Annotated in this window: 22 protein-coding genes and 2 pseudogenes; 8 read left to right on the forward strand and 16 right to left on the reverse strand. The window is 60.5% G+C overall.

The features are described from left to right. Positions 1 to 75 precede the first annotated feature (75 nt). Positions 76 to 576 carry a DUF72 domain-containing protein gene (locus tag ACVWY3_RS04810; RefSeq protein ID WP_456843291.1) on the reverse strand — a complete coding sequence of 167 codons (501 nt, stop codon included), beginning with the start codon at positions 574 to 576 and terminating at the stop codon, positions 76 to 78. A 31-nt stretch (positions 577 to 607) separates the two neighbouring features. On the opposite strand from ACVWY3_RS04810, the gene ACVWY3_RS04815 reads away from it, so the two are divergent. Continuing rightward, complete coding sequence (locus tag ACVWY3_RS04815) at positions 608 to 892, forward strand: hypothetical protein (RefSeq protein WP_456843571.1); 285 nt, start codon at positions 608 to 610, stop codon at positions 890 to 892. On the opposite strand, the gene ACVWY3_RS04820 is transcribed toward ACVWY3_RS04815, so the two are convergent. The 5 genes from ACVWY3_RS04820 to glgA all read right to left on the reverse strand — a co-directional run bounded on the left by ACVWY3_RS04820 (position 860) and on the right by glgA (position 5,873). Next, the gene (locus ACVWY3_RS04820) at positions 860 to 1,090 is read right to left on the reverse strand and encodes a DUF72 domain-containing protein (RefSeq protein ID WP_456837429.1); all 231 of its coding nucleotides are present in this window, start codon (positions 1,088 to 1,090) and stop codon (positions 860 to 862) included. The genes ACVWY3_RS04815 and ACVWY3_RS04820 overlap by 33 nt on opposite strands. A 149-nt stretch (positions 1,091 to 1,239) precedes the next feature. Next, the gene (gene glgX, locus ACVWY3_RS04825) at positions 1,240 to 3,477 is read right to left on the reverse strand and encodes a glycogen debranching protein GlgX (RefSeq protein WP_456837430.1); all 2,238 of its coding nucleotides are present in this window, start codon (positions 3,475 to 3,477) and stop codon (positions 1,240 to 1,242) included. Positions 3,478 to 3,500: 23 nt separating this feature from the next. Beyond that, positions 3,501 to 3,782, reverse strand: a complete 282-nt coding sequence (locus tag ACVWY3_RS04830; RefSeq protein ID WP_456837431.1) for a hypothetical protein — start codon at positions 3,780 to 3,782, stop codon at positions 3,501 to 3,503. Positions 3,783 to 4,077: 295 nt separating this feature from the next. After that, positions 4,078 to 4,335 carry a glycosyltransferase gene (locus ACVWY3_RS04835; protein ID WP_456837432.1) on the reverse strand — a complete coding sequence of 86 codons (258 nt, stop codon included), beginning with the start codon at positions 4,333 to 4,335 and terminating at the stop codon, positions 4,078 to 4,080. A gap of 128 nt (positions 4,336 to 4,463) precedes the next feature. Then, positions 4,464 to 5,873, reverse strand: coding sequence for a glycogen synthase GlgA (gene glgA, locus ACVWY3_RS04840; RefSeq protein ID WP_456837433.1), 1,410 nt, complete (start codon positions 5,871 to 5,873; stop codon positions 4,464 to 4,466). 408 nt (positions 5,874 to 6,281) lie between these two features. Here glgA and treZ point away from each other — a divergent pair, with 408 nt between their 5' ends. Both treZ and ACVWY3_RS04850 read left to right on the forward strand, forming a co-directional pair. Next, positions 6,282 to 8,057: a malto-oligosyltrehalose trehalohydrolase gene (gene treZ, locus ACVWY3_RS04845; RefSeq protein ID WP_456837434.1), complete on the forward strand. Its 1,776-nt coding sequence runs from the start codon at positions 6,282 to 6,284 to the stop codon at positions 8,055 to 8,057. An 830-nt stretch (positions 8,058 to 8,887) separates the two neighbouring features. Continuing rightward, a complete protein-coding gene (locus tag ACVWY3_RS04850; RefSeq protein WP_456837435.1) occupies positions 8,888 to 9,049 on the forward strand; it encodes a DUF2934 domain-containing protein in 162 nt (53 codons plus the stop codon). Between the two features lie 186 nt (positions 9,050 to 9,235). Here the strand turns inward: ACVWY3_RS04850 and ACVWY3_RS04855 are convergent, their stop codons facing one another. The 5 genes from ACVWY3_RS04855 to ACVWY3_RS04875 form a co-directional block, all read right to left on the reverse strand. Continuing rightward, positions 9,236 to 9,742 carry a hypothetical protein gene (locus ACVWY3_RS04855; protein ID WP_456837436.1) on the reverse strand — a complete coding sequence of 169 codons (507 nt, stop codon included), beginning with the start codon at positions 9,740 to 9,742 and terminating at the stop codon, positions 9,236 to 9,238. 578 nt (positions 9,743 to 10,320) lie between these two features. Continuing rightward, the gene (gene istB / locus ACVWY3_RS04860) at positions 10,321 to 11,181 is read right to left on the reverse strand and encodes an IS21-like element helper ATPase IstB (protein WP_456836904.1); all 861 of its coding nucleotides are present in this window, start codon (positions 11,179 to 11,181) and stop codon (positions 10,321 to 10,323) included. Next, complete coding sequence (gene istA, locus ACVWY3_RS04865) at positions 11,181 to 12,488, reverse strand: IS21 family transposase (RefSeq protein ID WP_456836905.1); 1,308 nt, start codon at positions 12,486 to 12,488, stop codon at positions 11,181 to 11,183. Before istA ends, istB begins: the two co-directional genes overlap by 1 nt. Before the next feature lie 97 nt (positions 12,489 to 12,585). Further along, complete coding sequence (locus ACVWY3_RS04870; protein ID WP_456837437.1) at positions 12,586 to 13,371, reverse strand: ABC transporter substrate-binding protein; 786 nt, start codon at positions 13,369 to 13,371, stop codon at positions 12,586 to 12,588. A gap of 423 nt (positions 13,372 to 13,794) precedes the next feature. Next, positions 13,795 to 14,172, reverse strand: a complete 378-nt coding sequence (locus ACVWY3_RS04875; protein WP_456837438.1) for a VOC family protein — start codon at positions 14,170 to 14,172, stop codon at positions 13,795 to 13,797. Between the two features lie 300 nt (positions 14,173 to 14,472). On the opposite strand from ACVWY3_RS04875, the gene ACVWY3_RS04880 reads away from it, so the two are divergent. Together ACVWY3_RS04880 and ACVWY3_RS04885 are read left to right on the forward strand one after the other, a co-directional pair. Continuing rightward, positions 14,473 to 15,399 (forward strand): tyrosine-type recombinase/integrase, encoded by a 927-nt coding sequence (locus tag ACVWY3_RS04880; protein ID WP_456837439.1) that lies wholly within the window; start codon positions 14,473 to 14,475, stop codon positions 15,397 to 15,399. Between the two features lie 11 nt (positions 15,400 to 15,410). After that, entirely contained in the window at positions 15,411 to 16,622 is a 1,212-nt protein-coding gene (locus tag ACVWY3_RS04885) for an IS91 family transposase (RefSeq protein WP_456837440.1), read from the forward strand. A 407-nt stretch (positions 16,623 to 17,029) separates the two neighbouring features. Here the strand turns inward: ACVWY3_RS04885 and ACVWY3_RS04890 are convergent, their stop codons facing one another. The 3 genes from ACVWY3_RS04890 to ACVWY3_RS04900 are packed head-to-tail and all read right to left on the reverse strand — an operon-like array spanning position 17,030 to position 17,677. Further along, positions 17,030 to 17,245 carry a hypothetical protein gene (locus ACVWY3_RS04890; protein WP_456837441.1) on the reverse strand — a complete coding sequence of 72 codons (216 nt, stop codon included), beginning with the start codon at positions 17,243 to 17,245 and terminating at the stop codon, positions 17,030 to 17,032. A 15-nt stretch (positions 17,246 to 17,260) separates the two neighbouring features. Next, the gene (locus tag ACVWY3_RS04895) at positions 17,261 to 17,434 is read right to left on the reverse strand and encodes a hypothetical protein (protein ID WP_456837442.1); all 174 of its coding nucleotides are present in this window, start codon (positions 17,432 to 17,434) and stop codon (positions 17,261 to 17,263) included. A gap of 60 nt (positions 17,435 to 17,494) precedes the next feature. After that, positions 17,495 to 17,677: a hypothetical protein gene (locus ACVWY3_RS04900; protein WP_456837443.1), complete on the reverse strand. Its 183-nt coding sequence runs from the start codon at positions 17,675 to 17,677 to the stop codon at positions 17,495 to 17,497. A gap of 358 nt (positions 17,678 to 18,035) precedes the next feature. On the opposite strand from ACVWY3_RS04900, the gene ACVWY3_RS04905 reads away from it, so the two are divergent. Continuing rightward, complete coding sequence (locus ACVWY3_RS04905; protein WP_456837444.1) at positions 18,036 to 18,434, forward strand: GFA family protein; 399 nt, start codon at positions 18,036 to 18,038, stop codon at positions 18,432 to 18,434. A 310-nt stretch (positions 18,435 to 18,744) separates the two neighbouring features. Here the strand turns inward: ACVWY3_RS04905 and ACVWY3_RS04910 are convergent, their stop codons facing one another. Further along, the gene (locus ACVWY3_RS04910) at positions 18,745 to 20,175 is read right to left on the reverse strand and encodes a DUF1254 domain-containing protein (protein ID WP_456837445.1); all 1,431 of its coding nucleotides are present in this window, start codon (positions 20,173 to 20,175) and stop codon (positions 18,745 to 18,747) included. Between the two features lie 365 nt (positions 20,176 to 20,540). Further along, a pseudogene (locus tag ACVWY3_RS04915) lies at positions 20,541 to 21,641 on the reverse strand (sulfatase-like hydrolase/transferase); the annotation flags it as partial. 1,104 nt (positions 21,642 to 22,745) lie between these two features. On the opposite strand from ACVWY3_RS04915, the gene ACVWY3_RS04920 reads away from it, so the two are divergent. Together ACVWY3_RS04920 and ACVWY3_RS04925 are read left to right on the forward strand one after the other, a co-directional pair. Then, positions 22,746 to 23,711 (forward strand): IS481 family transposase, encoded by a 966-nt coding sequence (locus tag ACVWY3_RS04920; RefSeq protein ID WP_456837446.1) that lies wholly within the window; start codon positions 22,746 to 22,748, stop codon positions 23,709 to 23,711. Then, positions 23,666 to 24,251: pseudogene (locus tag ACVWY3_RS04925) on the forward strand (PAS domain S-box protein); the annotation flags it as partial. The gene ACVWY3_RS04920 and the pseudogene ACVWY3_RS04925, both read left to right, overlap by 46 nt. Positions 24,252 to 24,281 lie beyond the last annotated feature (30 nt).

Raw genomic sequence — 24,281 nt, forward strand, 5'->3', positions numbered from 1 at the left:
TCTTCCTGTAATGGTCAAGAACGTGGCCGCAGTCGCCGCCGCGCATGAAAATCGAACCGGCCTCCGAGGCGGCGTCTAGCTTCTCGCCACCATGAGAAACATTTCGTCAGACGTGCCGTTTCCCACGGCCATCTGCCGGAGGCGCATATCCATGACCTCGAGGGCATCGGACATGAGTGTCAGTGCTGAAAACCAAAAAAGCATGCCCACTCCGACTGGCTTTGCTGGGGCTCCTGCAGCCCCGCCTGCCGAAGGTAAGCATCCGCTGCGGGCTAGGTTCCTAAGTGGGATGGGGGGCCCTCCGTTTGGGCTGGAGGGCGCCAGCATGCGATATAGAGCTTGCGCATTATCAGGCGCATGAGCGTCGTAGTCGTTGTTGAAATAAATCCAGGCTCTCTTAGCGCCGCTCCCCCGGATCCTGCTCGCCCATTTCAGAAGTTCTTCGTCCGAGTAATTATGGTGATACCAGCGCTCGGGTCCATGGAGACGTACGTAAACCTCATCCGCTGTCCGGACGAGTTCGTCAGGAAGGCGCGGACCGCCGCAGGAGCAGAAGATGATCCCGGCATTACGCAGGGCACGATAGACTTCCTCACACCACCAGCTCTTGTTCCTGAACTCGAGCGCGTTGCGGCGCTTAGGATCAACGCTGGCTCACGATCGCCGCGAGGCGGGCCTTCGTGTATCGGTAGCTCGGCGGGAGCTGGAACAGAAAGCAGCCCATCTGCTCGCCAAGGATATCCGCGATAATGCCAAAATCGCGGATCAGCGTTTTCGTGCCCTTGAACTGTTTGACATGGGTGATGAGTTCGCAAACCTTTACGGTGTAAACCACTCCCTTGCCGCCGGGCTGGCGGCGCTAGGCGTGAACGTTCGCGATGGTCGGCCATGAGTAAAAGGACGCATTGATCTCGACCGTATCGAAGACGGAGGCGTAATGCGCGAACCAGTTCGGTTGCGGCACTGATGCGTAAAATGAATCCCGCCATTTCCAGTAGCGCCAGCCGGAACAGCCTACGAAGACCGTTTTCTGCAAATCAGGCGGTGGCGGAAGCCCCTCGCTCTCCATCTTTAGCCTAACGCGGTGCATCTTTGCCGCGCGCAGGATGTTATCCTCGCGCTGCTTTTCCCGGCGAACCGGCGCCGCTCGCGTCTTTCATCCGATGTCAGGTCTTTCGGAGCAGGAGGCACTAGCGTCCGTCGGGAAGAATGCTGAGCAACTGTAGCGGGTTGGTCCATCTAACCGGATAGAGGCGTGTCGGCGATATCCAGCAGCGCGCCGAGGCCCTGCCGTAGGCGCCGCGTCGCGACATTATCGTTGGCAAGCCCGAATACCAACAGGGACCGTCCGGTAACCTCGTAAGCGTGCCCGAACTCAAACTCCGCCATTCGCGCGTCTGGCCGGTTCGTGTCGATCAGGCCCAACCAGCTGAGACCGTCGGCTACCTGCGGAAGGGTGAAGTTTACGACATCATGGTGCGCGTTGTAGACCAGAAGCATCGTTGCATCCGACCCGCGGCGCTTGATGCCGGTCTCCTGAGCACGTCCGTCAAGCAGCATCCCGAAGCACTTGGAGTTTCCGTCCTGCCATTGCTCGTCCGTCATCTCATCGCCAGAAGGTGACAGCCAGGTCACATCCTTGACGTCGAGCTCTTCATTGTGGGAGCCGACCAGGAACCGGCTGCGATAGAGGATCGGAAAGGCCTTGCGCGTCGCAATCAGCTTGCGCGCGAATTCACGAAGGTTGCGGCCGTTCGCGGTGATACCCATCCAGTTTAGCCAGGTCGTCTCGTTGTCCTGGGCATAGGCATTGTTGTTGCCATTCTGGGTGTGCCCCAACTCATCGCCTGCGAGCAGCATCGGCGTGCCGTGGGACAGCAGCATCGTCGCGAGCAGGTTCCTCTTCTGACGTTCGCGCAACGTAGTGATTTCATGGTCGTCCGTGGGACCTTCGGTGCCGCAATTCCAGGAATGGTTGTTGCTGTGTCCGTCGCGATTGTCCTCTCCATTCGCCTCGTTGTGCTTCTCGTTGTACGAGACGAGGTCGTTGAGGTTGAAGCCGTCATGCGCCGTGACGAAGTTGACGCTGGCCCAGGGTCGCCGTCCGCGCTTGTCGAAGAGGTCGCCGGACCCTGACACGCGCTTGGCAAGGTCTGGCAACGTGCCTTCATCACCCTTCCAGAAGGCGCGCACGGTATCTCTGAACTTGTCGTTCCACTCGGCCCAGCCGGGCGGAAACCGGCCGACCTGGTAGCCGCCGGGGCCGATGTCCCAGGGCTCTGCGATCAGCTTGACGCTGGAAAGCACCGGATCCTGGCGGCAGGCGTCGAGGAAGCCGCCGCCTTCGTCGAAACCATAGGGCTCGCGCGCAAGGATGGTGGCGAGGTCGAAGCGGAAACCGTCGACCCGCATCTCGGTTGCCCAATAGCGCAAGGAATCCGCGACCAGCTGGAGCACGCGTGGATGCGACAGGTTCACGGTATTTCCGGTGCCGGTATCGTTGATGTAGTAACGTTTCTGCTCCGGCAGCAGGCGATAATAGCTGGCGTTGTCGATGCCCTTGAACGAGAGCGTGGGTCCGAGTTCATTGCCTTCCGAAGTGTGATTGTAGACGACGTCGAGGATGACCTCGATGCCGTGAGCGTGGAACTGGTTGACCATTTCCTTGAATTCGTTCGCAAACGGCGTCTTCAGGTAGCGCGGCTCCGGGGCGAAGAACCCGATGGAATTGTAGCCCCAGTAGTTACGCAGGCCCTTGTCGACAAGGTAGCTGTCGTCGACGAAGGCATGGATCGGCAGCAACTCCGCGCTGGTGATCCCGAGCGAGCGTAGATAGGCAGGAATTTCCGAATGCGCCAGCCCCGAGAAGGTGCCGCGGTCTGCCTCGGGCACCAGCGGGTGCAGCTGGGTAAAGCCTTTCACGTGCATCTCATAGGCGATCGTCCGATCCCACGGCACTTCGGGCTTGCGCGCCGCCCCCCAGGTGAATGCGGGGTCGATGACGCGGCATTTCTGCATCAGTGCCGCGCTATCGCGCTCGTCAAAGGACAAGTCCTTATCGGCGTGATCGAGCTGATAGCCGAACAGCTCGGCGCCCCAGCGCAGTCGTCCCACGAGCTGCTTGGCATAGGGATCGAGCAGGAGCTTGTTGGGATTGAAGCGGTGCCCGGCGTCAGGCTCGTAAGGGCCATGGACGCGATAGCCGTAGACGGTGCCGGGGCGGGCCGAGGGTAGATAGCCGTGCCAGACTTCGTCGGTGTATTCCGGCAGCTCGATCCGCTCGAGCTCGGTTTCGCCCTCGTCGTCGAATAGGCAGAGCTCCACTTTGGTGGCGTGGGCCGAGAACAGCGCGAAATTGACGCCAAGGCCGTCCCAGGTGGCGCCGAGCGGAAACGGTTTGCCCTCGCTGACGCGGGATCGGCGCAGGCTCGACGCCGCCCGCGTCAGGGCGTCGTCAGATTGCGTTTTTTGGTCCATATCTGCCCCCGATGACAATCTGGTCAGGACGTCGGCGCTGGTGTGGGTATCTCGGCCGCCGCCTGCTCGGTGGCCCCAGCCGAGGCGATCACAGCCGTAGGCGGCACGTGAGCCTGGTTGGTCAGCGTGCTGGCGCGCTGCTTGGCGACTTCCTTGCTGATCGCGGAGATCGAATTGCCGATACGCTCGGCGATCGCGGTCAGCTCGGCATCGGACAGACCCAGACGTTTTCTCAGGAGGCGCATCTGAACGCCGTCGGTCAGGTCGAGCTTGTTTCGGATGGGCTTGGGTGTCGAGCGGCGCATGGCGGCAACTCCTCTGTCTTCTAACCGCCGCTCGCTGATTCCGTTCCTGAGGATGTCAGCCAGCCGCGGCGGCGGCGATTTCCAACCGGCGGAAGGTGTCGGAATGCTGATCTCGCTGTTGCTTTCAAGACTCCGAGCCCGTCCACTTGCCGTCTTTGCTGAAGGGCCAGTAACCGGCGATAGGCGGTCAGATAGTCGCTCGCCATTCGCTCCACCGTGAAGCGTTTTTCGGACTGCTTGCGGATCGCCGCTCGATCCAATGTACCGACTGCGTTCGCCGCCGCGACCGCCTCCTCTACGGTTGCACGACAAACCCGCTTAGGCCATGGTCGATGATTTCCGGCGCCGAGCCGTGGGAAGGGGCAATCACAGGCGCGCCGCAAGCGATCGCCTCGATCATGACGAGACACAGAGGGCTCCGGCCAGCACCGGTAGCGAGCCAGTTGACCGGGGCATCGGATGGCGTTGTGCGTCCGAAGTCGAGACCGGCTAAGGTTCGGGGAAGGCGGAGTAGAAAGGCTTCAGATCGGGCAGATCGAGACGTCCATACCATGTCCTGACAATCCGATCCACCCAGCGCCGCATAAGGGATAGCGCAAATGATCGACCTCTGAGACCTGGCGGGCAGCTCTCCGCAAGCGGAGCGGTTGCGCGATTTTCATGATCTGTGCTCGATATCTTCTAGATCGATGATCGGTAGATATCCGCGTAGGACTTGGCCGATTGCCTCCAGTCGAAGGCCTGCGCCATGGCGGCTCTGCGCATTCGATCGAGGCGGTCCTTCATGCCGAACGTCGAGAAGGCGCGGCAAAGACTGCCGAGAAAGCCCGGGGCCGACGCCTGATCGAACAGGAAGCCGGTCTCGCCGTCGACGATCGTCTCGGCAAGACCGCCGGTGCGATGGCCGATCGGCAAAGAACCGAAGCGCTGGGCATACATCTGGCTCAGCCCGCAAGGCTCGAAGCGCGAGGGCATCAGCGTGAAGTCGCTGCCGGCGAAGATCTTGCGCGCCTCGGCATCGTCGAAGCCAATCTTGACGGCAATCGACTGCGGGGCTCGCTCCTGCGCCTGGAGCAGGGCTTCCTCGAAGCGGGGTTCGCCCTTGCCCGTGACGACGATCTGGCCGCCCGCGTCGACGATTGCCTGCGCGCTCTCGATGACGAGATCAACGCCCTTCTGATGGACCAGGCGCGCGACCAGGGCGAACAGCGGACCGCGAGACACGGCAAGACCGAACTGGTCCCGGACATCGTCGGCATTCATCGCCCGATCGGCCCAATCGCCGGCCCCGAACGGCTGAAACAGCGACGAGCACGTCCGCGGATCCCAACTCTCGTCGATCCCGTTCAGGATTCCCGACAACTGATCGCGATCGGCCCGTTTCCGCAACAATCCCTCGAGACCGCACCCGAACTCAGCGGTGGTGATTTCGCGGGCATAGGTTTGGCTGACGGTGGTCAGGTGAGAGGCGTAGACGAGGCCAGCCTTGATGAAAGACAGGCGATTGTAGAATTCCACGCCATCAATGTTAAAGCTGGTCTCCGGAATGCCGAGCGGCGCGAGCGAACTGCGGTCGAAGACGCCTTGATAGGCGAGATTGTGGATCGTGAAGACCGTGGGAATGTGGGCGTAATGCCATTCCAGATAGCCCGGGATCAGCGCGCATTGCCAATCGTTGGCGTGGACGAGATCGGCCTGCCAATCCTTGTCGACCAGGCCTCTGGCGAGCTGCGCGGCAGCGTATGAGAAGGTTGCAAAACGGACGTTGTTGTCGGACCAATCAGCGCCACGCCTATCTCCATACGGTGTTCCGTCCCGTTCGTACAACTCTCGGCAACGAACGACATAATAGCTCAAGCCATCTGCGGTATGCCCAAGACCGACATCGAATGCCGGAAGAGCAGCGAATGGTTGGCATTGACCGATGATCTTGAGATCCTTGAGCCCGCGCAGAACGGCCGGATAGCCGGGAATGACGACCCGTACGTCAGCAAAATTGCGCAAGGCGCGTGGGAGGGCCGCCGATACCGCAGCAAGACCGCCCACTTGAACGAAGTCTGATACTTCGGGGGTAGCGAACAGGATTCTCATCCGCTACGCCCGCCGGCCGAAGTGGTCTACGCCAACCATCTTTTTGGATTCCAGATGCGCTTCCCCAATGAAGCACTATCCAGAAATTCTGCGCCGCAGCAATGGTTCCTAAGTGCTACAATAAACTACGCCTTTTTCTGTGCTCGGTCGAAAAGTGTACAGAAGCCCTCCCGGCTGAGAGGCGCGAGTCTTTGTCCGACGCTCCCGCCAACCAACGCTACCTAGGAACGAATGCACCGACGCAAGCTTCTTCGTCCTCACGCATTGCTTAAGCGAACGTAAAGCGCGTTGAGATGCCGCAAGGACTCGCCAAAGCATGCCGAACAAGAACATGCAGCGTGAAAGGCGAACGGCTTGTCTCAAAGGCTAGGAGCAGTCGGGCAGATCCGGCGTCACGGTCCTCAGATCGTGGATCATGGGGTCGCCTTCAATCTCTGGGCGCCGACCGCACGATCGGTCGAATTGCTCGAGGCCGACCGACCGCCGCGGCGGATGCCACGTGACAGTGAGGGTTGGTATCAATTGTTGAGCCCTACCGCTCACGCCGGCACACGCTATCAATTCAGAATCAATGGAGACCTGGTCGTCCCCGATCCTGCATCCTTCTTTCAGCCGGACGATGTCGGGGAACCGAGCGAGGTTGTCGACACGGCGACGCTTCGTGACCCAGTTCTCTATCCAGGGCGTCCCTGGGAGGAGATGGTCATCTATGAGCTGCACATTGGCGCCTTTAGCCAGGAAGGGACCTACGCCGGTGTTGAGAGCAGGTTGCCCCACCTGCGTGATCTCGGCATTACGGCCATCGAGCTCATGCCGCTCAACGACGTCCCTGGCCGGCACAATTGGGGCTATGACGGTGTGCTACTGAACGCACCAAATGCGCGTTATGGCCGGCCGCAGGATCTCAAGCGGCTTTTGCGGGCCGCTCACGCGCTCGACATCATGGTCTATCTGGACGTGGTCTATAACCATTTCGGACCGCAGCTGAATTATCTCCACAGCTATGCGGAGAGCTTCTTCACGACGCATCATACGACCGGGTGGGGACCTGCGGTTAACCTGGAGGGACGCGAGGGCGCGTTTGTCCGCGAGTTTCTGATCGAGAACGCGCTGATGTGGCTGCGCGACTACGGCTTCGACGGCCTCCGCTTCGATGCGGTCCACGCGCTCAAGGACGATTCGGAGCGACACTTTCTCATCGAGCTCGCCGAGACGGTGCGTCATGAATTGCCGGGCCGCCGCGTGCATCTGATGCTGGAGAATGAAGCAAACCAGGCTCATCTACTTGAGCGCAAGCTGGGCCAGGCGAGGTATTATGACGCGCAGTGGGGTGATGATTTTCACAACGCGCTGCATGTTCTACTGACGGGGGAGGATGAGGGCTATTATCGTGCGTTTGCCGATAAGCCGCTCGAGCATCTCGCACGATCTTTGACGGAGGGATTTGCATACCAGGGTGAAGTCTTTCCACTTCACAACGAACCGCGCGGCGAGCCGAGCGCTCACCTTCCGCCCGAAGCCACCATCTTCTTTGCGCAGAACCATGATCAGATCGGCAATCGAGCCCTCGGGGAGCGTTTGTCGAAACTGGTCAGTCCGGAAAAACTCACTCAGGCGCTCGCGCTCGTTCTGCTCAGTCCGCACATCCCCATGTTGTTCATGGGTGAGGAGGCAGCGGCCGACACCCCATTCCTGTTCTTCGCGGATTGGTCCGGCGAAGCGGCCGAATTGACGCGCGAGGGACGACGGAAGGAGTTCGCGCATTTCAAGGCGTTCGCGACGCCTGAAATGCGAGCCAGGATTCCGGACCCGTGTGACGCGCAAACGTTTCAATCATCGAAGCTCAATTGGAAGACCATCGATAGCTCTCCGGGCACCCTCAAGTTCCGCGCCCTAACGGCCCAATTGCTGCGGATCCGCCGCGAGAAGATCGTCCCGTTGATTGGGACCGGCTTTGTCTCGGCCGAGCGAAGGCTGCTTGGAAAGAGCCCGCGCACGGGAGGATTGGACATCCGCTGGAAGACAACAGCCGGAGATACGCTACAGATCGTGGCAAATTTCGCCGAGCATGAATTGCCGGCGCCGAATCTCATCGTCGGCGAGACGTTATGGCGGCTGCTGCCCGCCGATGCACAAATATTTAAGGCGAGCGACATCATCGTTCGGCTGGGACGTCAGCTCTGAAGCCATGACGGGGCGGCTGATCGGAAAAGTTTCCCCGGCGTTGATCCACCTTGCGTTGGTGAACACCGTCCGCGATCTGGCGCGCGATCGGTCGACGTGCATCGGAGACACGGGAAGCTTATGGGCGGCCGATGTCGTTGGTCAGGGGCATCGGGGAGCCGTAGACCACCACGGAGGTCTGGTCCGGCTCGGCTTGGACGCGGCGGACAACGTCACCGGCACTGCCACTGGGGGTGCGGTCGGCAGCTGATCGGCGTGAATGCAATAGAGCTGCATCAGTTCCCAGCAAAGAAAGGAGCTCTGCAAGTGGTAGACCACGGGAGACCGACCGGCCTCTGCGGCGCCTGCTCGCGACGATCGCGAAGAAAGTTCACCGGGGTCGGCCTCGTCGCTCCGCCATCCGGCCGAACATGTATTGAGAATTGGACCTACGCCCTCGAATGACCTTGCGCGAACGAGCCGACGCTGCTCGCGACGCTCAGGCGCAGCAATAGCGGCTAATCTCGGCCTGCCTATGCAATGAAACGACCCCAGGCCTGGACGTTGGCCCAGGGCTGGGGCCGCTCGGGCTATCCGTCGGAGAGCCTCATGCGTCGGAAACGCACGAATAGCCAAGACTCGCCTTGGACCATCGTTCCTACGGTGAGAACCCCAGATTCGCCTCGTCGACTTCTCCAGCCGCGGCCCTAGGCGATCAGTTACCCACTTTTGTTGTCTGACGGGCGGGGGAACTCCACATCGCCAAACAGGTTGCCTTCGCAAATTCGGAGTTCTGGTCCCGGCAGCCGGTACAATGGCACTTGACGCGGAGCAAGGGAGGATGAAACAACATGTCTCACGTTGATTTAGAGGACATACGAGCCCGCGCCTACAAGCTTTGGGAGGAAGCTGGTAGGCCTGAAGGCCGAATAGACGAGTTCTGGTTCGAGGCGGAGCAGCGCCTCAAGGAAGAAAGCCTCAGCCTGGACCCCAAAAGACCGGACAATCCCTGAAGCCACAGTCTATGCAGAGTGGGTTGATTAATCACTTCCTTCGGCACCGGACTGCAGTTTTCCGGCATCTCTCCTCCTGTCAGGAGAGAAGGCTCGGCTGCTGCGCCGTTCCTATTGAAGAGCACTGCTCCACTGCTCGACACGCGTTCCTCCGACCTCGACTGGTCAGGTGAGTCACCGGGTCGCTCAGCATCGGCTCCTCCTCGATCTCATGGCCGTGCAGATGATCGAGCACCTGGCCGAGGTCGCGCATGTCGAACAGCTCGCCGCAGATCGTGCAACGGATGTAGTGATCGGCTTCGCAAAGCGGTTGCAAGGAGCCAACGGGCTTTCCTTTGTCAGGCATGATTGACCCTCAATGGCAGCGCCAACTGCACGCCGATCGTGCGGCCGAGATGACTCTCGATAAAATCCTTCAGGCCATCCGTGATCTCGTCGCCCCTCTGCTGCAATGCGGTGCTCGAGCTCGCGCACGACGTTCTCTGAGGCATCCCTGGACCATCCCTCGACGGGATTGAAAGCAACCACCCACAGCACCTTGCCGTACTGCCCGCTGAGGAGGTCCTCGATGAGCGTGGCGTGGTCGATGCCTTCGTCAGTTTCGCGGAATGCTGCACCGTCGCGGAAGTCTTCCAGGACAAGGTAGAAATCCTTGTCGAGCCGATCGTTCGGGATGATCGAGGGCGAGGCCATACGCAGAACTCCACTGACCAAGCCACAAGGTAGGAGTGGCAGACGGCGAAAGCGAATCACGCTTGCCCGCTTGGGAACAATTGTTCCTTTTCCCACTTAGGGACCTAGCCGAGGTTGGCTCGGTAATTGCAAGTTAGGGTCATCTGTTTCATAAAAATGCAATCTCTGAGTGAGCACAATTGAGTTGCGTCCTATTGAGGAAAAGTAGGCAATGGTGAGTGAAAGAGAGGCTAGGGCAAGCAGGTTTGTTGTCCGGATGGGAGGCAAGGGTTGGATGGTTTACGATCGAGAGCGCAAGGGACCCGCGCTGATCGGCACCCAATGGGCAGCCAATCTAACAAAGGAGCAGGCAGAACTAGCCTACCGAAGTTTGTCCCGATCAGTTGGAGAGCCGGGAGGGCCACCGACTTAGGCCGTGTACTCATTAAGCGGCTGGCCGCCGCCTGATGTCCGCTCAAGTCCCAACAGCGGCGGAGAAGCAGCAATTGTACAATGTCGCTGAAGGGCCATTTCCGGATGTCAAACGCCATCCGGAACTGCCCCCTTTGCGTCACGAAGAACTGCCCCCACCATCGGGATTATGATCTCGGTTGAAGGTTGTTTCCGCCGGTGACGGGCCGGAGGGAGGCGGAGCCGACCGGAGGGCCGTCACCGGCGGTCGGCGTCTTGATAAGGCCGCTTTTGCGCTTGGCGCGGAGCCGGTAGCTGTCGCCGCGGATCGTCAGCACGTGGCTGTGATGCAGGAGCCGGTCAAGGATCGCGGTGGCGACCACGGGATCGGCGAACACCGTACCCCATTCGGCAACGCTGCGGTTCGACGTGATCAGCATCGCGCCGGTTTCGTATCGCCGGCTGACTAGTTGGAAGAACAGATGGGCCGCGTCAGGTTCCAGAGGCAGGTAGCCGAGTTCGTCGACGATGAGCAGCTTTGGCTTCGACAGCGCGAGAAGTTTCTCGTCTAGGCGTCGCTCGCCGTGCGCCTTGGCAAGGCCAGCGACCAGCGTCGTCGCCGTGGTGAACTGTACCGTGTATCCGGCCAGGATCGCCTCTCGCCCGAGCGCGATCGACAAGTGCGTCTTACCTACGCCTGGCGGGCCGAGCAGCAGCACGTTTTCTCCGTTGGCTATCCAACGTGATGCGGCAAGATCACGGATCTGCTTTGGATCAATTGACGGCTGCGCCTCGAAGTCGAAGCCAGCAAGCTCCTTCACCGCCGGGAAGTGTGCGAGCTTCAGCGCCATCTCTATGCGGCGATGGTCCTTGCGTGCGATCTCGCGCTCGCACAGCAGGATCAGCGTCTCACGCGCCGACAGGTTCGCGCGCGCCGCCTCGTCGAGCAGGCTGTCGAGCTGATCGCGGATACCGGAGAGCTGCAGTCGCGCCAGCATGGCATCGAGCGGATCGGTCGTTGCTTCCATTATCTTCTTTGCCCGCGCCATCAGAAGCTTCCTCCGACCACGGCTTCGTATTCGGCAAGAGGGCGCAACAACGACGGCGGTGAGGACGGCCCCAGCACCGCCGCCGCGATCTCAGCCCGGCGGACCGCGCCGCTGTGACCAGCAACACCATCGAGATGGGCGGTGTCGATGATCCGCAGCCGGCGTCCATCCGATTGCTTGTGGATCGCAACCTGGTGCAATCCATGGCGGATCCGCACTTCCCCGGCCGCGATCGTTACCGCCACGCGCTCGCCAATCAGGCGCCACGGCACTGAGTAGCTGTTCGTGTCGATCTCGACGGCACAATCATGGCCGACGACGCGGGTCAGTTCACGCAACGATCCGAACGACGGTTGCCCGCTAAGCGGCTTCAACCGGTGGGCCTCGTCACGCGCAAAGCGAGCAATCGGCGCCTCGCCGGTCGTGCCGTGGATTCGCACGTTCGCCACCTCACGCTCCCACCCGGCCAGATGCGCCTCGAATGCCTCCCAGCTCGCGAAGGAATGCCCCGCGATCGCGTTCTTCTTCACGTAACCGACGCCATTCTCCGTCTTGCCCTTCGTCCGCGCCCGATACGGCGCGCAGGCGCGAGGACGGAAGCCCCAATGCTTCGCGAACGCGATGAGCTTGTCGTTAAATTGGACCGACCGGCTCACTGCGTCGTGGCGCACCACCAGCGCGCGTGGATTGTCCATCAGCACTTCCTCAGGCACACCGCCGAGGGTCGTGAATGTGCTCTCGAGCCCGGCAAACCAATGCTCCTGCTTCTCAGCCCGGAACGCACGCACATGGAGCCGCCGCGAATGTCCGAGCGTCGCCACGAACACGAACGCTTTTATCTTCGCCCCGCTGATCTCGACCAGACGCTCGCCGAAGTCGATCTGCAGCTGCCGGCCCGGCGGCGTCTCGAACCGCGTCGTCGCCAGCGCCTCCGCCTTCAGCGCCTGGCGATACGGCTGCACGGCCCGTTGTAGGGTTCGCCGGCTGACCGCCACGTCTTTCTCGGCCAACAGGTCCTGGCGCACCACATCCGCATTGCCCCGATGCCTGATGAACCGCTCGCGCAGCCAACCTTCAAGGCCGTCGAGCCGCTTCGCCCGCTCAGGCGACTTGAACGGCTTCACACCGCCCGCCGCCACGTAGCCCTTCACCGTGTGATGACTGCAGCCCAGCTGCCGCGCAATCCGCTTCAGACCCCACCCGCACGCCCTCAGGCGCAACATCTCCGCCACGTCATCCGGCGTCTTCATCACCTGCCCCCGTGGATCAATCCACGACGAGCTTTCCGCGATTCGTTCCTCTTTCATTCACTCTCTCCTCGGCTATCCAAGGAGGGGGCAATTCCTCATGACGCCGAGGGGGCAGTTTTCCATGGCGCGCGACACCGGACCTGCGCGCGTGTCCCTATTCAATCACCTCATCGGCGCGACCGAGTAGTGTCGGTGGCATTTCGAGGCCGAGCGCTTTGGCGGCCTTAAGATTGATGACGAGCGCGAATTTGGTCTGCTGATAGAAAGGAATATCCCCCGGATTGGCACCTCCAAGAATTTTTCCGATGAGGGTGGCTAGGCGGCGAAGAGTGTCTACCATGTCGATTGAGTAAGCCATCAGTCCGCCAACTTCGACAAAATCACGGATCGGATAAATTGCAGGAATCCGCGCTTTCGCGGCCAATTCGACAATCGTCTCGCGATTAGTGGCGTTCTCGGGTTCATCAGATACCATGAACGCATCCGCTCGATCTTGTTCCATCGACCTGAAGACGCGTTGGTACTCTGCTTCGTTAAAAGCGCTCAGCATAGCCGGAGACAACAAAACGCCTGCGTGTTTGGCCGCTTCTCGAACTGTCGTGCCTCTTGGATCTTCCCAGAATGGTTGCGATGCAACGTAGCCGACGGTGGACAGTTTTGGCACCGCCTCGACCAGCAGACCCAAACGCTTTCCTATGATTTCCAATCCCCCGGCAATAGCAACGCCTGTGATATTGCCGCCCGGCCGCGCTATGCTTGTCGTAAGTCCCATTGCAATCGAATCGAGGATTATCGTCACGATCGGGATCGTGGTCGTCGCCATTTTGAAATCCAGCGATAGACGGCCGCCCGAAACCACGATCAAGTCGGGATGCGTGTTGACGACATCGCGGGCCAATTCGGCGTAGCGCGCTCGCCCTTCTCCTGAGTAACGCTCCACCCTGAGCTTTTGGCCTCAACATGGCCAAGGCGACTTAGCTCTTCGAAAAAAGCGCGGAAAGGCGGTGGACCGCTCACGCTGACGCGGCTGGCGTTACCGCCCGAGTTAACGAAAGCAATCCGTTTCATCTTCGCTGCTTGCTGCGCGCGCGCTGCGAGCGGCCACGTAGCCGCAACACCGAGTGTGGTGATGAAATGGCGCCGTTTCATCTATCCCTCCGGGGGAAAGCTCATCGACGCCTCAGCCTAGCACTTTGCGACGGGTGCGAAAGGGCGCCCAATCGACCCTGGACGCTGCGACCCGATGTCCGACTCGGGTTAAAGGCTGTCCTCGGCGTCTCCATGATGGCTCTCCGCTCAGCCCTTGGAAGCGGACTGCGCGAGGCCAAGAAGGGAAGTCAGCCCACGGCCAACTGCGGACGAATTATTTAGCTTCGGCGCGGAAACGGGTTGGCCATCCGACACGGACCAGAGTTTCATCTGGATCAGACATGGCAAATTCGTACATCCCCCACGGCTTGTCTTCGGGTGACTGTTGAAATTCGCGCGCCGCAGCGTCAACACTCTCCAGATAAAGGTAAAGCCCAAAAGGGTTTCTACCCGGTGTTAGCCACCCCTCGACCGCATCCGTCAGATCCAGGTATCCGCCCTTCCCGTTCGACAGCATGCGATAGGTGTCGGGCTCCCCCGGAGGAGGCCTTTCATTGTCCAGACGCGCAAAGCCCAACCGATTGTAGAACCGCTCCGACGCATCAAGGTCATTACACGGTAGAATCGCGATCAAAGCTCCCGAAGGGCTCATTTGTGCACTCCGACTTCCTGGACCAATTTCCGTCCACTCTCCTCTATGTACGGGTTGGTGTTCGGAATTGGGAGAGGCATGCGACCTCTATCTGGTCCGGTCTACCTGTCAGAACGGACATACAGGCGACAAACCGATTTCGTTGCGAAGGGCCACAGCACAAAGTCGCTGCGCTCCAGCCCGCTGCGCGGGAGCAAGAGCCGAGAGGCCGGTAGCCAGTTGAGAGGATAGTGGTAGCACTGGAGAGCCCCCGTCCTGAGAATCGAGGTGTTGCAACCCTCACTCAGGAAGGAGCTCTCCATGAGCGATACCAACACAGTCAGTCCGCTGCGTCAGCGTATGATCGAAGACATGGCTGCGCGCAAGCTCAACCCGCACACGCGGCGTGGCCACATTTACAGTTGCAAGCGGTTCGCCGCCTGGCTCAAACGTTCGCCCGATACGGCAACCCCCGACGAGGTGCGCCAATTTCAGCTGCACCTGATCGAGAGCGGGATGAGCATCTGCAACCGCAATCGGATCATGACCGGGGTGCGGTTCCTGTTCCGCGTCACGCTACGTCGTCACGATCTGGCGGCCGAGGTCTGGCACATCAAGGAGCCCGAGAGGTTGCCGCCGGTGCTAAGCCCTGAGGAGATCAAGCGTGTCCTGACCATGGCGACGAGCCTGAAAGCGCGAGCGATGCTAACGCTGGCCTATGGTTGCGGATTGCGCGCCGGCGAGGTGGTGCGGCTGCGGGCGGGCGACATCGATAGCGAGCAGAAGATCATCCGCGTTGTGCAGTCGAAGGGCCGCAAGGACCGGCACGTGATGCTGCCGCCGGAGGTCCTGAAGCTGTTACGGCAATGGTGGAAGGCGGGGCCGACCGCGTCCAACAACGGCGTCGCGCCCGAACAGCGCTGGCTGTTTCCCGGTCGCAATCAACGTCAGCCACTGACCACGCGTCAGTTCAGCCGGTTGTTCAAGGAGGCCGCCAAAGCCGCGGGGCTGCGCAAGACGGTCCCGCTGCATTCGCTTCGCCACAGCTTCGCGACCCACCTGCTCGAGCGCGGCAGGGACATTCGCGTGATCCAGGCGTTGCTCGGACATTCCAAGCTTGAGACGACAGCCCGCTACAGTCGCGTCGCGATCGGACTGATTGCCAAGATCGAGAGCCCGCTCGAGGGCCTAAGCGCCTCGCGCCGCCGCCGGCGACAGCGAGACAGTGAGGAGCCGCCAGCGCCCTAGCGCCGCCGGCGGTGGCTCGGCCAGTTCTGGAGGTCGCGGACATCCTCCGCGATCACGGCTCTGCTTGGCGTGACGCCAATCAGGGGCATGTGAGCCTCGGGCAATTGAAGGTGATGAGTGCGATCGAGCGCTGTCGTACGGCAGCACTCGGCGGCCACGTCGCACGCTGCGAGAACACAGCGTGCGGCTATACCGAGATCGCGTACAACTCCTGCGGCAACCGGCATTGTCCGAAGTGCCAGGGTGCGGCGTCACGCCGATGGCTGGCCGACCGCGAAGCGGAGCTATTGCCGGTGCCGTATTTTCACGTCGTCTACACGCTGCCGAGCGAGTTGCGTGACATCGCCTACCAGAACAAACGCGTGATCTATAACCTGCTGATGAAGGCAGCGGCCGAGACGACGCTCGCCATCGCAAGCGATCCCAAGCGCCTCGGTGCGCGGATCGGTATCACGGCCGTGCTGCACACCTGGGGCTCGGCGCTCACCCACCATCCGCACGTGCATATGATCGTGCCGGGTGGAGGGCTCTCGCTCGATACCACGCGATGGATCGCCGCGCGCTCCAACTTCCTCGTCCATGTCAACGTGCTGGCGCGCCTGTTCCGGGGCAAGATACTGGCGATGCTCATGGATGCGCATGACGCCGGCGAGTTGAAGTTCTTCAACACCCATGCCGGATTTGCCGACAAGACAACGTTCAAGCGCTTCATCGCCCCGCTGCGCAGCATCAAGTGGGTGGTCTACTGCAAGGCCCCGTTCGCGGGGCCCGCGCAGGTGCTGCGCTATCTCTCCCGTTACACCCATCGTGTCGCCATCTCCAACCGCCGCCTCGTTGCAGCCGACGAGGAGGCGATTGCGTTCCGCTGGAAGGACTATCGCGTCAGCGGCCCCGACCGTTGGAAGACCATGCGGCTTCACCCGCACGAGTTCATCAGGCGCTTCCTGCTGCACGTGCTGCCCAAGGGTTTCCACCGCATCCGCCACTACGGGCTCTTTGCCTCAACCAACCGTGCCGAGAGCATCGCAACCGCCCGCGCACTCCTCAATGTCGTCCCGTCTGCCGCCGATCCCCAACAAGAGCCGGATGGTGCGCCGGATGCACCGCGGGTGCTGCCGTGCCCATGTCCCCGCTGTGGCGCGCGCATGATCGTCATCGAGACCTTCGCACCCGGCTGCGCGCCGAGCTGGCGACCAACACCGATCAGGATCGACACGTCATGACCAACACCGCGTGTAAGCCTTGCAGTTTTCCTGGCCCGATATGCCGGCTCCACGCCGGTAGCGCTCTCGCTCAACCCAATGGCATCCAGCAGTGCCCGGATCCTGCGTTGATGCACTCCGAGCAGCCGCCGAGATGCCCATTGCATGCTCCCAATCTCGCCCGCGACCCTATCCGCAGGTCACATCCTGCCTCCGTCGCGTCCACCATCGAGGTCGGCGCCGCCGTCAAATCCGCATAGCACTCGCTGCCCGGCCAGTGCCCAACTTCCCGCGGCTTCGTGCCTTGGCGCTTTTTGGACGCCGGCTAGTTGAGCGTGCGGAGCGTCTCTCGTTGCCGGCGTCCAAAAACCTGCACAGCAGCGGAAGTCAGCGGGCTGAATGAAGGAGGCCTCTATCTGAGGCGGCCCTCACTTTGCCAGTTCACCTAACAGGCGCTCAATATCCCGCTCATGCAGTTCTTGCGTGCGCCTCAACGTAGTGAGCACGCTCATGGCGGCCATGGTGTCGTGGCCGCCCCGGTCCAATTCTGCGATTAGCTGCTCCTGCCGGGCAAGGTGATGCTCACCCATCGCGGCATGTCGTCGGGCTTGGTTTAGGTGCTCTAAAAGGATGGCGCGGTCCATGCCGCACCATACACCTTAATCGTCCCAGATGCGCTCGCCGCACTGGCATTGGAAGAGCCGGATGGTCTTGCCCTTCCGGGTGTCGAGCAAGGATTGGGTCAAACGGGGGAAGGCTGCGCAGGTTGGGCAACGTGGGCCATGGTCCTGCGTCTGTTGTTTTTGAAGCTCCGCTTCCTTGTCGTCTGTCATGACTCACCCTGCCAAAGGCGAGTCCCTAAGTCCTAAAGTGGGCGTTCCATTAACGCGGAATCATTCTGCCGTGTCCTGTACAGAACGGATCAGCTTCGCGCGTCGCGCCAACTCGTCATAGTTCTTGGCTACTTTGCGGAGCGATTGCTTTACGGCGTCGTGCTCGCAGTTGTCAGCCTTAGCCCGGAACTCCTCCGCGCGATCCCGCCAGTACTTCGGCCGATGCATCTTCTCCATGCCCATGCTTCCTCCGCGACTGCTCCTCCGAGGTACCTACTTCCTCATTCTGAGTCCTTAACGAATGTGGGTCCGTTGCGGAGGCGCATTTAGGGGGGTCCGAAAATTAGGACGCCAGGGTCGAATATGGACAGCATCTCTTGGTTGAATCGGGAACAAACGGCGACCCAGGACGGAATTAGAAAGGTCAAAAGTCCGCTCAGGGTCAAAATGCGAAGAACTCAGGTTGAGCAAATCTGGTCACCTTTATCGCGATGAGCGGACCTTCGACAGACGCGGTCCGACTTCGCAGATGGGCCAATTGCTGACGTGACAGGAAGCTCAGCAGCCGCTAGCACGGCCTTTCGATTATGGAGAGAGCATCATGGCGGCATACCGGGGAAGCTGCATCTGTGGCGAGGTGGTGTTCGAGGTCGATGGCCCCTTTGACCGCTTCCTGAATTGCCACTGCTCGCGCTGCCGCAAAGCGACCGGCACTGCCCACTCCTGCGAGGTGATCGTGAAAGCATCGGCCTTTCGCTGGCTTAGCGGCGAGAGTTCGGTCACTCGATTCGACCTCCCGCAGGCCCGCAGTTTTGCAACTACCTTCTGCACACAGTGCGGCTGCCCGATGCCGCATCTGACGCGCAGCGGCCGTGAGGTGATCATTCACGCGGGCGCCTTTGACGATCCGCTTGACGCGATACCGGACCGGCATGTGCATTGGGCGTCGCGCGCCAACTGGTACGTCCATGGCGAGGGCTTGGTTGTGGAAGACGAGTGATCCTCGTGAGAAACTCACGCGTCGGCTTCGGGTCAAAGGCTGCCCTGGGCAGCGCCACGATGCTATTCCGCTCAGCTCTCGGAAGCGGACAGCGCCAGGCCAAGAGCGAAAGTCAGCGACGGGCCAGAAGCCGAAATGGCGGCCTTGCCCAGCTCGGCCCGTTTTAGTTCTGGACGTCAACATCGGTTCGTCAAACATTCCAGTCTTTCCGGGATGCCTCAAAAATACGGCGCTTAAGAGCTGATTTAGGTCAGGATCGACATTAGCGATGAGGCCGGCCCACCACGATGGGCCGGCATCATGTAAATCCTCAAGCGCCGACCTTCTTGGCGGCAGGAACTGTCCATGTGCCGTTGATGATCGACGGGTCTGTTTCCTGCGGCCAGTACATGCGCAGCATGAGGATGAAATCTCCCGCTGGCGCTGGAAGCCAGTTGGACTCCTTATCTTTGCCAGGCGGGTCCCTCTGGATGTAAAGCTCGGTTGAGCCGTCCGGGTTTTCCTTTAGGTCCTGGCGCGCGCTGATCGAGTAGCGGTTGAGCGGATTGTTCACAAAGAAGTAGCTGCTGTCGTACATCGTGAGCGACCAGAATCCTTCGGCGGGAGGCAGGTGGCCCTTGGGAAAACGCATCACGTACTTGTTCGCGCCATTGTACTTTTGACCGTCTGCATCCTTCTGCGAGGTCGGATAAACCGCATCCTGCGGGCGGTTGGCGCCGAGGCCAATCGCGGTGACCAAGGCTCGCATCAGATAATCGGTGCCGTAGATGCCGGTTTTCGTCGTGAAGGCAAAGCCATTCTCGTCCCTGATGGCCTTGTTGACCTTGAATTGAAGCATAATCCTGTCGAACGACAATTCCGGTACGCGCTTCAGGAAATCCGCCTTCAGCTTGCTCTCGTCAAAATCCTGTCCGGGGACGATGCCGATGCGCGCGAACTTGGCAAGCTGGGGCACGTCGGCGGCGTAAGGCGGGTTGGCTTTCATAAGCTCACAGAGCAGCTTGAAATACGCTACTGCATCCATGCGGTTGACCTGTTCGCGTACGGCCGTCTTCATGTCGATCGAGGGATCGACCTTTCCCGGAGGCGGTGTGTACGGCTTGCCATAGGCACTTAGCGGAACGAGCTTGCACTCGTCCTGCAGCTTGTGCACGGCTGCATAATCCTCCTGCGTGCCGGTACAATAGATGCGGCCAAGCAGCCACACGATGTTTGTCTGCGACTTGTACTCCTTCACGCCATCCGGCAGCATGCCTTTCCATCCAGGGCCGGTGATCGCGTAGGTCTGGGCCCCGGTGCCGGTGGTGCGTTTGCCGGGCACCTGGAAAACCGTCGTCCAACCGTCCAGCATCGGCATCAGGAAATAGCGTCCCTTCATGTCTGGGATGCTGAGGACCCATGGTTCTTTCCCGACGTCGAAAAACGAAGTCGTGTAGAGGGTGTCCGCGTTCGGTGCCGTGACGTCCTTGAACGAGGCGTCGGGATAGTGGCGCAACTTGATGATGTGGCCCAACGGCCCACGCGTACCCACAGGTTCGGCGACGTTGGTTATGATCCGCCGGGTCATCTCCATCGTCACCAGCGGATAGCCGAATACATAGGCGTCGCTTGCGAGCCAGAAATCCTCCAAACCTTCGCCTACGCCAAGGAACGCATCCTGGGCCAAGGCCGACCGTGCCGCAGTCACTCCTGGCAGCAGTCCTATTCCGCCAAATGCCACGGATCGACGGGTGAACTTCATCGCATTTCCTTTCCTGAAATCAACTCACACTGACCGCAGTGATCTCAGGCTCGGCTAGCCCGTCACGGACTTCTTTGATCTGGATCAATGAGAGGTTGCAAGAGGGGGTTGCCCCGCGCGGGGCTACGATGGCGAGTGTTCTACGCAGCTCAATAACCAGATGGATAGGGCGACTTCCGCTCTGGGTCAAAGGCTGCCCTGGGCAGCGCCACGATGCTATTCGCTCCGCTCTCGGAAGCGGACAGCGCCAGGCCAAGAGCGAAAGTCAGCGACGGGCCAACAGCGGAAGTGCGAGCTTTCGTCGCTGTCCGGCGACGCTTGTCAAACGGGCGCCCCGGGCTTGGGGCGCCCGCTGGTCGCGTATCCTATTTGCCAGCGTGCGACTGCATCGCTTTCTCGATCTGCTCCTTAACGGCTTCCAGGCTGAAGCTTGCACCCTTCTGCATCGGTGGAAATTTGATCGCCGTCTGGGCAAGCTTCCCGACCTCCTGCTGCACGAACTGGAACCGCCAGAACTCGTAAGCAAACCAGTTGTAGAATGCCAGCGACCCCTGCGCGCCGTTGGGCAAGTTCGTACGTTCGAAGGGATCGAGGCGGATATTGGTGAGGATCGGCCAATCAACCTTGACCGCGCCTCCCAACCAGCCGCTCGGCTGATCAGTGAAGCGGTACTTGAAGTCGTCGATGCGCACCGCACTCAATGTGCCCTCAGTGAAGTAGAAGATCGAGTGGCGGGCAGATGGACCTTTTCCGGTAATCAGATCCATCTGGTTGTACCCGTCGAGGTAGACCTTGTAGGTCTTGTCGCCGAGCTGCTTTCCCTTCCTCAACTCGTCGGCGATATTCGGATTGCCGGCGGCTGCGACGAAGGTCGGGAACCAGTCTAGTCCGGAGATTATGCCGTTCTCGACCTTGCCCGCCGGCACCTTGCCCGGCCATCGGATCATGCATGGCACACGGAAGCCGCCTTCCAGCGCCGTTCCCTTGCCGCCCGCAAATGGCGTCTGTCCGCCATCGGGCCAAGTGAAGTTCTCCGCGCCGTTGTCCGTCGTGAACGCGACGATCGTGTTATCGTCGAAGCCCTCGTCCTTGAGCTTCTTCATGACGGCGCCGACGATGTCGTCGAGCTGGGCGAACCCACCCTCGGAAACCGACCAGCCGTTGTCCGAGTTGCGCATGTTCTCGTATTTTTCAGAGAGGTGAGTGACGACGTGCATGCGCGTCGGGTTGAGCCAGACGAAGAATGGCTTGTTGTCCCGCTTGGCCTTGTCGATGAAGGCGAAGGTGGTTTGCAGAATCTCGTCGTCGACCGTTTCCATCCGCTTCGGATAAAGCGGCCCGGCGTCCTCGATCCTTTGCTTGCCGATCTTGCCCCAGCGCGCCTGCACCGTCGGATCATCGACGTCGGTCGCCCAGGAATGAACCATGTTGCGGGGACCGACGGTGGCCAAGAGCGCCTGTGGGTACCTGCTGCGGTTCGCAGAAGATTTGGGGAAGAGGTAACCGCGCCTGGGAAAGGGAGCCGTCATTATCCTAGCTCCGGGGCTCGGGCCGCAGGGAGGAGATGCAAGGGCATTGGCCGCACTGCGGGGATCTCAGTCGGGTGATCTTCTGGCGCCGGTCTGTCGCGGTCTACTTCGAGTGGAGGATCGGTCTATTACTCTGGAGTACGAACGGCCCCGGGCATCTCTGGGGCTGGAGCGAGACGCCGAGACCGCCCGGACGCACCAGATTAGATGCGGCGCGCCGTTGGCATCCTCCCGCTCGGTATGCACTTCTGCAGTCCAAAAAGATACAGTGTGATAAATTTAACCGGGGCAGCGGGCTGTCGCTCGTTAGGAACGACCGCCCCTGCCGCTAGTTCGACGATCAGTCTTGCGCGCCATCTCGCAAGACCGACCTGTTGCAGACAACTAAGCTCCAGCCCGTTCCTCCCCGCGGGCTGGTTCTTTTTTGCCTCGGACTCACAAATATGAATCCCTCCGGGATCGTTTTTTGGGACGAAGCTGCGTTTGTCGCTTTTTGCCGAAGGCGGCAGATCCCTCGGTCCCAGCGCGTTTTTCGATCCGGAAAAACTTCCAGGCTGGGGCCGATGTGGTCAGTGCTTTTTAAATTGGGGAGAGAGATTCACATTCGTTATGCCGGAACCGGTGACGTCGGGAAAACTCGGCAATGCCGGGGCTGGCGAAGGGATTTCATTTCGGAATCATTAGACCCGGCAGCGTGAGGGACCGCTGTCAAACGACAGCGGTCCTTTGCTTTGCGATGCATCGCAGCATCTGAGCCTCCCGTTCGCAACGGCGATAATCCAGCCCTTGATTTATCTCAAGTAGCCCACGCGAGCCGCCCCTACACGCCTGAAGATCGAGAGAAGGGTCTGCCGAACCGGGCCCTGGCGACAGCCGCCGAGACCGGGCGCTTCGCCTCCGAAGGCTGGCGAGTCCGGAAAGATGGCAGCCGGTTCTGGGCGCTTGTCGTTCTCGACGCCATCCGTGACGAGGAAGGCCTCCTAGGTGTTTTGTCCCAGACTTTGATGGTGCATCCTTATCGCACGATTCGAAGGAAGCGCTATGGGACAAGTTTTACACGGCTGCGTCACCACGACGGAGGCAGTCCGTCGAGCAATACAGAATAGTCAAGAGAGCCTGAGAGCCCTCGCCAAGCGCTACGGGATCAACCAGAAGACTGTCGCGAAGTGGAGGCAGCGCGGGACTGTCGCCGATCTCCCGACAGGCCCCAAGGAAGCTAAGTCGAGCGTCCTTTCCATTGAGGAGGAGGCGATTATCGTTGCCTTCCGGCAGCATACGCTGCTGCCGCTCGATGATTGCCTCTATGCACTGCAGCCGACCATCCCGCATCTGACGCGGTCATCCCTGCATCGCTGCCTCCAGCGCCATGGCATCAGCAGATTGCCGGAGGTCGAAGGCAGCAAGCCCTCGAAGAAAAAGTTCAAGGCTTATCCGATCGGCTATTTCCACATCGATATCGCTGAACTCCAGACCGCCGAAGGCAAGCTCTACCTCTATGTAGCCATCGATCGCACCAGCAAGTTCGCCTTCGTCCAGCTGGTCAGGAAGACGGGACGGACCTCCGCCTCGGCCTTCCTCGAAGCTCTGATCGCGGCCGTCCCCTACAAGATCCACACAGTTCTCACCGACAATGGGATCCAGTTCACTTTCCCACCGCGCTACGCGGACGGCCCGACGGCAAGATACGCGACACATATGTTCGACATGCGTTGCCAAGAGAACGGGATCGAACATCGGCTGACCAAGATCAAGCATCCCTGGACCAATGGCCAGGTCGAGCGCATGAACCGCACGATCAAGGAAGCGACCGTCCAACGCTACCATTACGATCGACACGATCAGCTCGAAGCTCACCTTGCCGACTTCATCAACGCCTACAACTACGCGCGGAGGCTGAAGAGCCTGAAGGGCCTCACGCCTTACGAATACATCTGCAAATCCTGGACTTCCCAGCCAGAACGATTCAAACTCAATCCGCTCCAGAAAATGCGGGGACTAAACACCTAGTCGGGTTTGCGAAGGTGACGCCGGACATCACCGAGCGGCAGCAGGCCCATAGCGACCTTCTGGAAAGCGAAAGACGATACCGCCGGCTTGTGGAAGCGGTCGTCGACTACGCGAGTTTTCAGCTCGACCCTTCTGGGAATGTCGCAACCTGGAATCCAGGAGCCGAGCGCATCAAGGGCTATCGGCCGGAGGAGATCATCGGCCGGCACTTCAGCACGTTCTACACGCCTGAGGATCTCGAAAGAGGGGTGCCGAAAGCGGCCCTAGCGGAGGCCACCGAGAAAGGGCGGTCGAAGCCGAGGGCTGGCGCATGCGCAAGGACGGAACGGCTTCTGGGCATCGGTCGTCATCGATCGAATTACGGACGAGAGTGGCGCGATCATCGGCTTTGCGAAAGTCACGCGTGATCTGACCGAACGCAAGCAGGCACAGGACGAACTTCAACGCGTCCAGGAGCAGCTCGTTGCCGCGCAAAAGCTCGAAGCGGTCGGACAGCTGAGCGGTGGCATCGCTCACGACTTCAACAATCTTCTGATGAGTTGACCGACTATCTCGGCCGCCCACCGAGGG

The sequence above is a fragment of the Bradyrhizobium sp. USDA 4486 genome (assembly GCF_054057995.1).

Coding starts and splice junctions, on each gene's coding strand:
- ACVWY3_RS04820 (WP_456837429.1), bottom strand. CDS start 1,090: ATGCACCGCGTTAGGCTAAAGATGGAGAGCGAGGGGCTTCCGCCACCG.
- glgX (WP_456837430.1), bottom strand. CDS start 3,477: ATGGACCAAAAAACGCAATCTGACGACGCCCTGACGCGGGCGGCGTCG.
- ACVWY3_RS04830 (WP_456837431.1), bottom strand. CDS start 3,782: ATGCGCCGCTCGACACCCAAGCCCATCCGAAACAAGCTCGACCTGACC.
- ACVWY3_RS04835 (WP_456837432.1), bottom strand. CDS start 4,335: ATGGTATGGACGTCTCGATCTGCCCGATCTGAAGCCTTTCTACTCCGC.
- glgA (WP_456837433.1), bottom strand. CDS start 5,873: ATGAGAATCCTGTTCGCTACCCCCGAAGTATCAGACTTCGTTCAAGTG.
- ACVWY3_RS04850 (WP_456837435.1), top strand. CDS start 8,888: ATGTCTCACGTTGATTTAGAGGACATACGAGCCCGCGCCTACAAGCTT.
- ACVWY3_RS04855 (WP_456837436.1), bottom strand. CDS start 9,742: ATGGCCTCGCCCTCGATCATCCCGAACGATCGGCTCGACAAGGATTTC.
- istB (WP_456836904.1), bottom strand. CDS start 11,181: ATGGCGCGGGCAAAGAAGATAATGGAAGCAACGACCGATCCGCTCGAT.
- istA (WP_456836905.1), bottom strand. CDS start 12,488: ATGAAAGAGGAACGAATCGCGGAAAGCTCGTCGTGGATTGATCCACGG.
- ACVWY3_RS04875 (WP_456837438.1), bottom strand. CDS start 14,172: ATGAGCCCTTCGGGAGCTTTGATCGCGATTCTACCGTGTAATGACCTT.
- ACVWY3_RS04880 (WP_456837439.1), top strand. CDS start 14,473: ATGAGCGATACCAACACAGTCAGTCCGCTGCGTCAGCGTATGATCGAA.
- ACVWY3_RS04890 (WP_456837441.1), bottom strand. CDS start 17,245: ATGGACCGCGCCATCCTTTTAGAGCACCTAAACCAAGCCCGACGACAT.
- ACVWY3_RS04895 (WP_456837442.1), bottom strand. CDS start 17,434: ATGACAGACGACAAGGAAGCGGAGCTTCAAAAACAACAGACGCAGGAC.
- ACVWY3_RS04900 (WP_456837443.1), bottom strand. CDS start 17,677: ATGGGCATGGAGAAGATGCATCGGCCGAAGTACTGGCGGGATCGCGCG.
- ACVWY3_RS04905 (WP_456837444.1), top strand. CDS start 18,036: ATGGCGGCATACCGGGGAAGCTGCATCTGTGGCGAGGTGGTGTTCGAG.
- ACVWY3_RS04910 (WP_456837445.1), bottom strand. CDS start 20,175: ATGAAGTTCACCCGTCGATCCGTGGCATTTGGCGGAATAGGACTGCTG.
- ACVWY3_RS04920 (WP_456837446.1), top strand. CDS start 22,746: ATGGGACAAGTTTTACACGGCTGCGTCACCACGACGGAGGCAGTCCGT.